Annotated in this window: 10 protein-coding genes; 5 read left to right on the plus strand and 5 right to left on the minus strand. The window is 59.9% G+C overall.

Translation table 11 applies throughout. From position 1 onward, the window contains the following. Positions 1-2 precede the first annotated feature (2 nt). The 5 genes from ATO10_RS10430 (at position 3) to purF (ending at position 5886) form a co-directional block, all read left to right on the plus strand. The gene (locus tag ATO10_RS10430; protein ID WP_035251224.1) at positions 3-1166 is read left to right on the plus strand and encodes a hydroxymethylglutaryl-CoA synthase; all 1164 of its coding nucleotides are present in this window, start codon (positions 3-5) and stop codon (positions 1164-1166) included. Further along, the gene (locus ATO10_RS10435; RefSeq protein ID WP_051598081.1) at positions 1129-2232 is read left to right on the plus strand and encodes a mevalonate kinase family protein; all 1104 of its coding nucleotides are present in this window, start codon (positions 1129-1131) and stop codon (positions 2230-2232) included. The genes ATO10_RS10430 and ATO10_RS10435 overlap by 38 nt, the downstream gene beginning before the upstream one ends. Then, complete coding sequence (locus ATO10_RS10440) at positions 2229-3164, plus strand: mevalonate kinase family protein (protein ID WP_035251226.1); 936 nt, start codon at positions 2229-2231, stop codon at positions 3162-3164. The genes ATO10_RS10435 and ATO10_RS10440 overlap by 4 nt, the downstream gene beginning before the upstream one ends. Beyond that, the gene (gene mvaD / locus ATO10_RS10445; RefSeq protein ID WP_035251229.1) at positions 3157-4149 is read left to right on the plus strand and encodes a diphosphomevalonate decarboxylase; all 993 of its coding nucleotides are present in this window, start codon (positions 3157-3159) and stop codon (positions 4147-4149) included. The genes ATO10_RS10440 and mvaD overlap by 8 nt, the downstream gene beginning before the upstream one ends. 228 nt (positions 4150-4377) lie before the next feature. Then, positions 4378-5886, plus strand: coding sequence for an amidophosphoribosyltransferase (gene purF, locus ATO10_RS10450; protein WP_035251231.1), 1509 nt, complete (start codon positions 4378-4380; stop codon positions 5884-5886). On the opposite strand, the gene ATO10_RS10455 is transcribed toward purF, so the two are convergent. Genes ATO10_RS10455 through glnT form a run of 5 tightly spaced genes read right to left on the minus strand, consistent with a single transcriptional unit; the run spans position 5883 to position 12298 of the window. After that, the gene (locus ATO10_RS10455; RefSeq protein ID WP_035251425.1) at positions 5883-6467 is read right to left on the minus strand and encodes a sarcosine oxidase subunit gamma; all 585 of its coding nucleotides are present in this window, start codon (positions 6465-6467) and stop codon (positions 5883-5885) included. The two genes, purF and ATO10_RS10455, sit on opposite strands and share 4 nt — an antisense overlap. After that, positions 6460-9405 carry a sarcosine oxidase subunit alpha family protein gene (locus ATO10_RS10460; RefSeq protein ID WP_035251233.1) on the minus strand — a complete coding sequence of 982 codons (2946 nt, stop codon included), beginning with the start codon at positions 9403-9405 and terminating at the stop codon, positions 6460-6462. Before ATO10_RS10460 ends, ATO10_RS10455 begins: the two co-directional genes overlap by 8 nt. Further along, complete coding sequence (locus ATO10_RS10465) at positions 9402-9689, minus strand: sarcosine oxidase subunit delta (protein WP_035251235.1); 288 nt, start codon at positions 9687-9689, stop codon at positions 9402-9404. Before ATO10_RS10465 ends, ATO10_RS10460 begins: the two co-directional genes overlap by 4 nt. A gap of 9 nt (positions 9690-9698) precedes the next feature. After that, complete coding sequence (locus tag ATO10_RS10470) at positions 9699-10952, minus strand: sarcosine oxidase subunit beta family protein (RefSeq protein ID WP_035251238.1); 1254 nt, start codon at positions 10950-10952, stop codon at positions 9699-9701. A 29-nt stretch (positions 10953-10981) separates the two neighbouring features. Continuing rightward, positions 10982-12298 carry a type III glutamate--ammonia ligase gene (gene glnT / locus ATO10_RS10475; protein ID WP_035251240.1) on the minus strand — a complete coding sequence of 439 codons (1317 nt, stop codon included), beginning with the start codon at positions 12296-12298 and terminating at the stop codon, positions 10982-10984. Between the last annotated feature and the right edge of the window lie 45 nt (positions 12299-12343).

Below are 12343 nucleotides of genomic sequence, written 5' to 3' on the forward strand. Positions count from 1 at the left end.
CTATGACGAAGATCGGCATCGAGAAACTGGGGTTCTATATCCCGAGGCACTATCTTGCTCTCTCGACCCTGGCGCACCGCAATGGCATTGATCCGGCCAAGTTCTCGCGCGGGATCGGGCAAGAACTGATCGCTGTGCCATCCCATGACGAAGACATCGTGACACTGGGCGCCGAAGCCGCCCGTCCGGTTATTGACGCCTGTGGCACCGACGGCATCGACACCGTCCTTTTCGCCACGGAAACCGGAATCGACCAGTCCAAGGCGGCGGGCATTTATGTGCACGGCCTGCTGGGCCTGCCAGCCAACTGCCGCTGCGTCGAATTGAAACAAGCCTGTTATTCGGCCACGGCAGCGCTGCAAATGGCCTGTGGGCATGTCGCCCGTAAACCCGACCGCAAGGTGCTGATCATTGCCTCGGACGTATCGCGCTATGATCTGGACAGCCCGGCAGAGGCTACTCAGGGCGCAGGCGCGGTGGCCATGTTGGTCTCGTCCGACCCCAAGGTGCTGGAAATCGACCCTTGGACAGGCCTGTTTACCCAAGACATCATGGATTTCTGGCGCCCCAACTATCGCAAAACCCCACTGGTGGATGGCAAGTATTCGGCCCTGCGGTATCTCAGCACCATGGGCGAAGCCTGGAATGACTATGTGTCCCAAGGGGGGCGCGCCTATGAAGATCTGGCGCAGTTCTGCTATCACCTGCCATTTTCGCGCATGGCGCAAAAGGCGCATCGCCAACTTGCCTTGTTGAACAAAACCTCGGTCGACAATGAAAAATGTCTGCCGGGCATGGAATACAACCGTGTGATCGGCAACTGCTATGCCGCGTCTTTGTATCTGAGCCTGATATCAATGCTGGAAAACACCGCGGCAGACCTGTCAGGCCAGCCCGTGGGCCTGTTCAGCTATGGCTCGGGTGCTGTGGCCGAGTTCTTCTCGGGCGTGGTGCAACCGGGCTATCGCGATCATCTGATGGTCGCGCATCACAAAGCGCTGATCGACGAACGTGTCGAGCTGAGCTATGAAGATTACCTGACCCTGTGGCATGCGCCCGACCCCCAGGATGGCAGTGCGGTGGAAAACCCCGTCGCTGCGCGCGGGCGCTATAGACTGGCCAAGATTGATGAGCACAAGCGCCACTATATCGACGCCCAAGCCTGACCGCGCCCGCGCGCCGGGCAAGGTGATCTTGTCGGGTGAGCATGCAGTGGTTTACGGCGCGCCCGCTTTGGTCGCGGCTGTGGAACGCTATACCGAGGTCTGGTTTACCCCGGTGCATCGCTCGGGCGGATTGCGCACTGTGTTTGAAAACCTCTCACAGGGGCAGCTTTACCCGCTGGACGTCCTGAAAGGTTTCAAACAGGGGCTGGATCAACGCTTTGAACAGTTCATGCGCGGCGAAATGCCTGTGCAACAGATCCTGCAGCGCCCCGATGATCTGGCCGTTTATACGATGGCTTCATTGCTGCAAAACCTGCCTGTGCCCGGCGCGACGGCCACGCGGCATTTGCCGGTGCCGGGGCAACTGCATTCACGCTCGGATCTGCCTTTGGGGGCCGGGATGGGATCGTCGGCGGCGGTGATCGCGGCGACCTTTGTTTTGTACGAACACCTTCTGGAACGCCCTCAAACCCTGCAAGAGCGGTTTGAGCGCGTGCGGTTTTGCGAGCGTCTGCAACATGGGCAAGGCAGCTCTGTCGATGCGGCAGCGGTTGTGTTTGGTGGCATCAATCGGGTGCAAAGCGGCCAGATCAGCCAACCTGATCTGGCTAAGGATCATCCGCTCTGGTCTGGCGACAGCTGGTACTGGGTATTGCATGGCGCGCCTGCGTCTTCGACCGGCGAATGCGTGTCGGCCGTGCGCGCCCAGCACGGCAAAGATACACAGCTTTGGCACGCGTTTGAGACCTGCACCCAAGCCCTGCAATCGGCGCTGGAAACCGGCACCTCCCCTGACGAGGCATTGCGAGAAAACCAGCGCCTGCTTGAAAAAATTGGTGTTGTCCCAGCAGCGGCGCAAAGGTTTGTGCAATCGGTCAATGACTTGGGCGGCGCGGCAAAAATCTGTGGGGCGGGCGCTGTGCGCGGGGATCATGCTGGTGTCGTGCTGGTACATCTGGACTCGCCCGACGCAATGGAACGCCTGATGGCGGATTACCCGGATCGCCGCTGGGAGAAACTTCGCATCGCCAGTCAGGGCGCGCAACTAAGCGGGGAAGCGGGATGACAATCACCGCCTCGGCCCCTGGCTCTGTCATGATCACCGGCGAACATGCGGTGGTTTACGGCCACCCGGCAATTGTTTGCGCCATTGAACAACGTGTGACTGTGCGGCTGAAAACACTGGACCTGCCAGAGCTTCAAATCACATCTGAAATCGCGCCCCCTGCGCAGATTGCGCTGCAAGATTTACCCGTTGAAGGGCCCTACAGGTTTGTGTCGCAGGCTGTGGCGCTCTATCGCGATCATCTGTCTGCCGGGATCGCGCTCGAGATCACTTCGCAAATCGAACCGACTTTGGGGTTGGGGTCTTCAGCGGCCGTTACCATTGCCACGCTGGGAGCGTTGAAACAGCTGACAAACGCAACCGCCGATCTGCATGCGCAGGCGCTTGGGATTGTTCGCTCCATTCAGGGGCGGGGCAGCGGAGCCGATCTGGCAGCCAGTCTGCATGGCGGCATGATCGCGTATCAGTTGCCCGCCGAGATGACGTCCGGAGTGCCCGGGAACGATCAACACGCGACTTGCCACCCCCTGCCCTCTCCACCTCAGCTAAGCCTGCGCTATGCCGGGTACAAAACCCCGACCGCAGAGGTGCTGGCCACGATCGCCACGCGGATGCGCGGAAACGAGGCCCGGTTTGATCGTCTCTATGCCCGTATGGGCCGATGCGCCCAAGCCACAACCGACGCCGCGCTTGCCCGCGACTGGGACAGTTTTTCTGAACTCTTGCAAGACTATCAGGTGCTGATGCAGGAACTGGGCGTTTCAGACCCCACCTTGGATCAGATCATTGCCGAAGCCATGGTAACCCCGGGTGTCAGGGCCGCAAAGATATCGGGCTCGGGGCTTGGCGATTGTGTTGTGGCCTTGGGGGATGTGGCGCCGGGGTTTCGCGCCGCACCGTTGGCCGTAAAAGGATTGGTGACCCATGACTGACGCCCGCACCGTGTTTGACCGCCACTTGCCCGATCAGCTGCCCACACCGCAGCCCGCCACGGCTTATGCGCCTTCAAACATCGCGCTGTCCAAATATTGGGGAAAGCGTGATAAAGCGCTGAACCTGCCTTTGAACAGCTCTTTGTCGATTTCCCTGCGCGATTGGGGATCCACCACCCGCATCAGCCCTTCAAGCACGGATGAAGTCTGGTTTCAGGACCGGCTGCTGCCCGCAGATGACCCTTTCGCTGACAAAGTGCTGCGTTTTGCCAACCGGTTCCGGCGCGACCAAATGATGCCGCTGAAAATCGAAACTTCGAACACGATCCCAACCGCCGCTGGGCTTGCTTCTTCGGCCTCGGGATTTGCGGCACTGACGATGGCTTTGGTCCAAGCGTTTCAGCTCGACCTTCCTGACGATACCGTATCCATGTTCGCCCGGCTGGGATCGGGCAGCGCAACACGGTCGCTTTGGCACGGTTTCGCCCGATGGGAACGCGGCCACGCCAATGATGGCACCGACAGCTTTGCCCGTCCGCTTGAGGTGCGGTGGCCGGCGTTTCGGATTGCAATCATTCCCGTTGATACCGGGCCTAAATCACACTCCAGCCGCGACGGCATGAACCACACCGTCGCCACAAGCCCCCTGTTTGGCGCGTGGCCGGCGCAGGCCGAGTCAGATTGTACCGCCATCCAGAACGCAGTTCAGGATCAGAACTTTCAGACACTGGGCCAATTGGCCGAAGCCAACGCGCTGGCCATGCACGCAACCATGCTGGCCGCGCGCCCGGCGCTAAGCTATCTGAAACCCGAAAGCTGGCAGGTGCTGGAAACACTGTGGACCGCACGACATGAAGGGCTGGCAGCCTTTGCCACCATGGATGCAGGCGCGAATGTGAAGCTGATTTTAGAAGCCTCCAGTGCCGCCGATGTCAAAGCGATCTTCCCGCAATCCCGGTTGATCGCGCCCTTCGACCCGCTTTGAACCCGTCCATGACCCGCAGCTTCGGGGCGCATGGAAAACCATCAGGCACCGGGGGAAAGAGGGCAACCGGTGCTTGTGACACTTTGCGTAAGGGTTTCCATCGACTTGCGGGTGTTTTGTCCTGTATTCTGTCTGACAAGCACGCTAGGAAGACGTCGTTGACGAATCCCGGTCGCCGGGTGTCAGCATCGGAACAGCATCATCTCGACCAGTGAGAGGCCATTCTACATGTGCGGTATCTTGGGGATCGCCAGCCGGGACCACGAAGTCTTTGCTGAAATTTACGACGGCTTGCTGATGCTGCAACACAGGGGCCAAGATGCCTCGGGCATCGTGACCTACAACGGCGAGTATTTCCGCGAGCGCAAGGAAAACGGTCTGGTCAAAGACGTTTTCGACGCAAGCAATGCGGAAACCCTGCGCGGCAACATTGGCATGGGCCATGTGCGCTATCCGACAGCCGGCAGCCTGAGCGCCTCGGAAGCTCAGCCTTTCTTCGTGAACGCGCCTTACGGCATATACCTGGTTCATAACGGGAATATTACAAACACCGCCGAGCAGCGTGAAAAAGTGACCGCTAAGTACAGCCGTCATCTGCGCACCACGTCGGATTCGGAAATTCTGCTGAACGTGCTGGCCGATAAAATCTCGGACGCGATCAAGGTGAACGGCACCGCCGAACCCATCCGCAACGTCTTTGCGGGCGTAAAGATGACGATGGAACGTATTCAGGGCGCCTATTCGGTGATCTGCCTGATCGCCGGTGTCGGCATGCTTGCCTTCCGCGACCCCAACGGCATCCGCCCGTTGTCTGTCGCCCGTCGCGACGCAACAAACAGCGGCGATGACTATGCCTTTGCCTCGGAAGACGTGGCCTTTGGCATCAACGGCTTTGAAAAAATCCGCGACGCCAAACCCGGTGAGGCGATCCTGATCGACCTTGAAGGCAAGATGCACGATTTCCAGGCCGTGCCCGGCAAGCTGACCCCCTGCATTTTCGAATACGTCTATCTGGCGCGCCCGGATTCGATGCTCGATGGTATTTCGGTCTATAAAACGCAGATGCGTATGGGCCAGACACTGGCCAAACAGATCGAAGAAAGCGGCCTGCAAATTGACCGGATCATTCCGGTGCCCGACAGTGCCCGCCCCGTGGCTTTGGAAGTCGCGAAAGCCACCGGTATTTCCTACCGCGAGGGTCTGGTGAAAAACCGCTATGTCGGCCGCACCTTCATTATGCCCGGCCAAGCCGAGCGCAAGAAATCGGTGCGCCGCAAGCTGAACGCCGTTCCGTTGGAGTTCGACGGTCACAACGTGCTGTTGATCGACGATTCCATCGTACGTGGCAACACGATCAAAAAGATCGTCGAAATGTGCCGCGAAGCCGGCGCCAAAAAAGTATATGTCGCCAGCGCCTCGCCGCCGGTCAAATTCCCGAATGTGTATGGCATCGACATGCCCACCAAACAGGAACTGATCGCCAACGGGCTTAGCGTCGAAGAAATCCGCGATGAACTGGGCGCGGATGCGCTGTTCTATCAAAACCTCGAAGATCTGATCTGGGCCGCGCAAGAGGGTAACAAAGACATCAAACAGTTCGATTGTTCCTGCTTTGATGGCAAATACGTTACCGGCAGCGTCAGCAATGCCTATCTGGATGGTCTTGAAAGCAGCTCTCGCGTGACAGAAAAGATGAAGGACCAGCCCGACAGCGGTTCCTCTTGGAACGCTGCCTAATTCGGGCTTTGGGCCTGTGGCCTTGACGATACCCCAAGCCGTTTAGCTGTGGTCGCCAGTGTGTGCCACAAACTGTCTGCAAGGCTACGCATGCCAATCACACGCAGCTGTGTCGTATTGGGGCGCACCACGAAGACCGTCATGTGGTGCAGCCCGGTGCGGGTGGCATGGCCGGGGGACAGAAATTCAGGGTTCAGATTGACCAGCTTGGCCAAAAGCGTTTGCATCTGCGCATCGTCTGCAACGGTGACATCAACTGCGGCCCAGCCATCCGTTTGTTCGGTGACAGAACATCCCGGGGCCTGCGCCCGGACATCGGCGGCAAAGTCGCTGTCGCCGCGCCCTTCCGCGCACAGCATCCATTGATCCGAGCCGGTCCAGAACGCCCCAAGCCCGTTCTGCCCAACAAACCCGCCTGCTTGGGGTAGCGCAAGGCCAAACGGGGTCGGAACCCCCTGCCCGCGTCGCAGCGCAAGCGACGCAAACGCCAGATCCGGGGTTTCGCACAATGTCAGCGACCCCATGCTTTGCACCCGTGCGCTTGAAGCGCCCAATGCGGTGATGGGTTTTAGATCAGTCACGCAGGCGCCCTCCATCCGGGTCAACAAAATGCGCGGAAACCACTTCAAGCAGCGTTTCCTCGCCTTCAAGCGGGTTGGCGGCGGTGATCACCTCGCCCAGCCGGGTGTCGCCGTCTTCCAGATACCCCAGCCCGATATGGCTTTCGATATTGGGCGAGTAACAGGCCGAGGTTACCCAACCTTCATCAGTCTGCATCGTTTGCACGGCTCCTTGGGCAAACAGATGCGCGCCGGGGGTAACCTTCTGGTTCGGATCGCGTGGCTTTAACCCAACCAAACGGCGGCTGTCACCGACCAGGCCTTCGCGCCGCGACATCAGCGCACCGATGCTGTCTTTCTTCTTTGACACCATCCGACCCAACCCCAGCATGTCCGCCGTGGTCTGGCCGTTCAGTTCGGCCCCCGCGGCGTGGCCTTTTTCTATCCGCAGCACACCCAGAGCCTCCAGCCCGTAAGGGGTCACGCCCAGATCCGCGCCCTGCTCCATCAGTCGTTCCATCAGCGCGTGGCCATAACGGGCAGGCACCGCCAGCTCATAAGCCAGCTCACCCGAAAACGATATCCGGAACAGCCGCGCCCGCAGGCCGCTGCACACCGTCAGTTCGGCACAGGCCATAAAGGGGAAGGCATCATTCGAAAGGTCAAAATCATCGACGATCCGGGACAGCAATTCACGCGAGCGCGGTCCTGCCACGGCGATTTGGGCCCAGGCATCTGTGGTTGAAATCAACTGAACATCCAGATCAGGCCACAGACACTGATGGGCAAATTCCATATGCCGATAAACCGGACCCGCCTGTGCTGTGGTGGTTGTCACAACATAATGGTCGTCGCCCAGCCGCGCGCAGGTGCCATCGTCATAGGCGAAACCATCCTCGCGCAGCATCAGCCCATATCGGGTTTTGCCAACGGCCAGCGTGCCCATCATATTGGCGTAAATCCGGTTCAGGAAATCGCCCGCGTCGGCACCCTGCACGTCGATTTTACCCAGCGTGGTCACGTCGCAAATGCCCACGCTTTGGCGCACAGCTTTGGCCTCGCGATCAACACTTTCGCGCCAGTGGGTTTCACCGGGTTGCGGAAAATACTGCGCCCGCATCCATTGACCCACTTCGATGAACTGCGCACCTTTTGCCTTGGCCCAATGGTGGGTTGGCGTCAGCCGGCGCGGGCGGAAATGGGCGCCCGTATCACCGCCCCCCAGCACCGAAAGTGACACGCCAGTATAGGGCGGGCGAAAGATCGTGGTGCCGGTTTGTGGGATGGTTTTGCCCGTCAGTTCGGCCATCACGGCCATCGCGGAAATATTTGCCGTTTTGCCCTGATCTGTCGCCATGCCCAGCGTGGTCCAGCGTTTCAAATGTTCAACCGAGCGCATATTTTCCTTATGCGCCAAGGTGATATCCTTCACAGTTACATCATTTTGGAGGTCCACCCATGCCCGCCTTTTGCCCGGTACATGCCAGAACGCCACCTGACCCTGCGCCGCGTTTTCGGCCTCGGGCAAAGCCACCGGCGCGGCTTTGATGCCCAGATCAGACAGGGCCTCTTGCGCGGCTCCCATGCCCGAGGCCAAAGCCTGCGCTGTGGTGCCGCGGCCTGCCGCGGCACCTGCTGGCACCAGGCCCGGAGGACCATCTTGCCCCGGCACAAAGGCAAGCAACTGATCATCCCAAACAGGGCGTCCGCGATGATGCGAGGCCAGATGGATATTCGGATTCCACCCGCCCGATACTCCCAACGCACCCACGTCATGCCAGCTGGCTTTACCGTTTTGTGTGATTTCAATCTCGCGCAGCCCATGGCGCCCTCGGGAGCCAGTGACGGTCGCGCCGTTGTACAGGGCGTAGTCGCCCAAACGCGGCGCATCCTCGCGCGGGTCAATCACCCCAAGCACCGGCACACCGCATCTTATCATGTCCAGTGCGCTGCGGTGGCCGTCGTCATTGTTGGTGAAAACCGCGACAGGATCACCCGCCTTGGCCACGGGCGATACGGCCCAGCGGTTGGCATAGGCCTGCATAGCTCCGGCCAACAGGATACCCGGTCGGTCGTTATTGGCGAAGGGAATGTGACGCTCGGTTGCACCAGCGGCCAGCACAGTGCGCCGCGCGGTAATCCGCCACAGCGACTGGCGCACCGTGTCCCCCGGTTCGGGCAGGTGATCCGCCACACGCTCTACCGCGCCGTACACCCCGTGATCATAGACGCCAAAGACGGTCGTGCGCGGCAGGACACGCACATTGGGCAGGTTTTCTAGCTCGGCCAGTACCTGTGCGATCCAATCTGTGGCCGAAATTTCGGCAAAGGGGGTGGCCTCGGCCAACAAGCGCCCGCCCAGACGGAAGTCCTCGTCAACGAGGATCACCTGTGCGCCCGCGCGCGCTGCCGTCAGCGCCGCGGTCAAACCAGCGGCCCCTGCTCCGATCACCATAAGATCGCAATGCAGATACCCCCGATCATAGGCGTCCGGGTCCGGCAACATTGACAGCCGCCCCAAGCCAGCGGCCTTGCGGATCATTGGCTCATAGAGCTTTTCCCACAAGGCTTTGGGCCACATGAACGTCTTGTAGTAGAACCCGGCTGCAAAAAACGGCGCGAACAGGTCGTTCACCGCCAATAGATCATGCTTCAGCGGCCCAAGGTGGTTTTGACTGCGCGCTGTCAGCCCATCATAGAGTTCAGCCACGGTGGCACGGGTGTTGGGTTCTTGGCGCGCCCCACTGCGCAGTTCGACCATGGCGTTTGGCTCTTCCGAACCTGCGGCAAACACACCGCGCGGGCGGTGGTATTTGAAGCTGCGGCCAACCAGCCGCACCCCATTCGCCAACAGCGCCGAGGCCAGCGTATCGCCCGGGTGCCCGCTGTATTGCGTGCCATTGAAAGTGAAATTCAACGTTGAGGCGCGGTCAATCAGACCGCCGGAAAGCCGTGTCACTCTGTGCCCTCCATCCGTTTCTTAACGTCCGAAGCCAGCTCAGCACTCAGGATTTCATGGGTCACTGTATCGCGGGTTACCACCAGCCAGCTACGATCGCCCTGCTCGTGGAACCACAGCTCGCGGTGCACACCTTTGGGGTTGTCGCGCAGAAAAACATAGTCGCAAAACGCTGCCTCGGCGTCGCTGCGGGTGGGATCGGGCCGTGCCAGAAGGCTGGCATCACCCAGAACCGTGAATTCCTGCGCATCGCGTAGACCAAGAAGAGGATGCGGGATCAGCATGTCGTCACCTCAATGCAGGTTCGGTGTGGCGCCCACACCTTTTTCGTCAATGACATAACCGCGGTTGAACCGGTCAAATCGAAAGGCCGTGGCAGTTTCATGCGGGGTATCGGTGGCCAGCAGATGGGCGAACACATGGCCTGCGGCGGGCGTCGCTTTGAACCCGCCATAGTTCCAGCCGCCGTTAAAATAGAGCCCATCAATGGGCGTGCGGTCGATGATGGGCGAGCCATCCATCGACATGTCGACGATCCCGCCCCAACTGCGCAAAAGCCGCGCGCGCCCAATCATCGGCATCAAGGCCATACCGCCTTCTGCAACGTCCTCGACCACCGGCAGGTTGCCCCGCTGGGCATAAGAATTATAGCCGTCAATGTCGCCCCCAAAGACCAGCCCGCCCTTGTCGGACTGGCTGACATAAAAATGCCCGGCGCCAAAGGTGATCACGCCCGGAATTGTGGGTTTTAATCCTTCGCTCACAAAGGCTTGCAACGCATGACTTTCGATTGGCAGGCGCAGGCCCGCCTTCGCCATGACCTGACTGGAATGGCCCGCGACGGCGACGCCCACTTTACCTGCGCCGATAAAGCCGCGGGTGGTTTCGACGCCCTGAACTTTGCCGCCTTCAACTCTAAAGCCCGTAACCTCGCAGTTCTGAATAATATCAACGCCGCGGCTGTCCGCCCCGCGCGCATAGCCCCATGCCACCCCGTCGTGGCGCGCTGTTCCTGCGCGCGACTGCATCAACGCGCCCCGGATCGGAAAGCGGGCGTTGTCATAGTTCAGAAACGGCACCATTTGGCGCAGTTGGTCCACATCCAACAAACGCGCCCCCGCGCCTGACAGCATCATCGCATTACCGCGCCGCCGGTACGCATCACGCTGCGCGTCTGAGTGGATCAGGTTGATGATCCCGCGCTGGCTGACCATGGAGTTGAAGTTGGTGTCCTGCTCCAGGTTCTCCCACAGTTTCATCGACAATTCATAGAACGGCTGATTGCCCGGCAGCAGATAGTTAGAGCGAATGATCGTGGTGTTTCGCCCGACGTTCCCGCCGCCGATCCAGCCTTTTTCAAGCACCGCCACATTGGCCTGCCCAAAGGTTTTCGCCAGCGTGTACGCCGTCGCCAACCCGTGCCCACCCCCACCGATAATGACAAAGTCATAGGCGGGTTTGGGGGCCGGGTTGCGCCATAAGGGCGCCCAGCCGTTGTGGCCAGTCAGGGCTTCTTTGAGCACCCGAAAGCCGGAAAATCTGGTCATGACACCCCCTGAGAGACTTAAGAGAAGCCTCAGATATCCAGCGTGTTCTCGCGTTCCCAGTTTGAGAAATGCGAGACGAAGGAATTCCATTCCTGATGTTTCATCTTGATGTAAGAGGCCGAAAATTCTTCGCCCAACATCGACTTTAGCTCTGTGTCTTTGCCAAAGGCGCGGATCGCATCCAGCATGTTCAAGGGCAGTTTGGGTGCGTCGGCAACGGTATGGCCCTGGGCGTACATATCAATGTCATAGCGCTTGCCCGGATCGGCCTTGGACTGAATGCCCGACAGGCCAGCGGCGATGATCACCGCCTGCAACAGATAGGGGTTGGTCGCGCCGTCTGGCAGGCGCAGCTCAAACCGGCCCGGTCCGGGAACGCGGACCATATGCGTGCGGTTATTGCCGGTCCAGGTCACGGTGTTGGGCGCCCATGTCGCGCCCGACATGGTGCGCGGCGCGTTGATGCGCTTGTAGCTGTTGACGGTGGGGTTGGTGATCGCAGCCAGCGCCTCGGCGTGTTTCATAATGCCGCCCAGAAAGTAGCCACCCTGATCGGAAAGGCCGACCTCGCCGATTTGGCCACCGGCGTCGCCCGCAAAGGCGTTGACCTTGCCGTCCAGATCCCAGACCGAGATATGCGCGTGGCAGCCATTGCCGGTCAGGCCCTCAACTGGTTTGGGCATGAAAGTGGCACGCAGCCCGTGCTTTTCAGCGACGGATTTGACCATGAATTTAAAGAAGCTGTGGCGGTCAGCGGTGACCAGCGCATCGGCAAATTCCCAGTTCATTTCAAACTGGCCATTGGCATCTTCGTGATCGTTTTGGTACGGGCCCCAGCCCAGACCCAACATGTAATCGCAAATCTCGGCGATCACGTCATAGCGGCGCATGACGGCCTGTTGGTCGTAGCAAGGCTTTTCGGCCGTGTCATACGGGTCCGAGATTTTATCGCCTTCGGGTGTCAGCAAGAAGAACTCGGCCTCGATGCCCGTCTTGACGCGCAGGCCCGCCTCGGCGGCCTCGGCGACCAGTTTCTTGAGCACATTGCGCGGGGCTTGCTCGACGGGGGTACCTTCCATGACACAATCAGCGGGTACCCATGCCACATCGGGCTTCCACGGCAGTTGGATCACCGCGGCTGGGTCGGGGATGGCCAGCATATCGGGATGGGCCGGAGTCATATCGAACCACGTGGCGAAGCCGGCAAAGCCCGCGCCGTCTTCCTCCATGTCTGCGATGGCGGCGGCAGGAACCAGTTTGGCGCGCTGGCCACCAAACAGGTCGGTGTAGGAAATCATGAAATACTTCACGCCGGTCTTGGCGGCGAATTCGGCAAGTTTGCTCATCGTTTTATCCTTTTCCCATGTCGTGGAAAAAGGGGCACGTGGCCC

The organism is Actibacterium atlanticum, assembly GCF_000671395.1.
Classification (GTDB): Bacteria; Pseudomonadota; Alphaproteobacteria; order Rhodobacterales; family Rhodobacteraceae; genus Actibacterium_D; species Actibacterium_D atlanticum.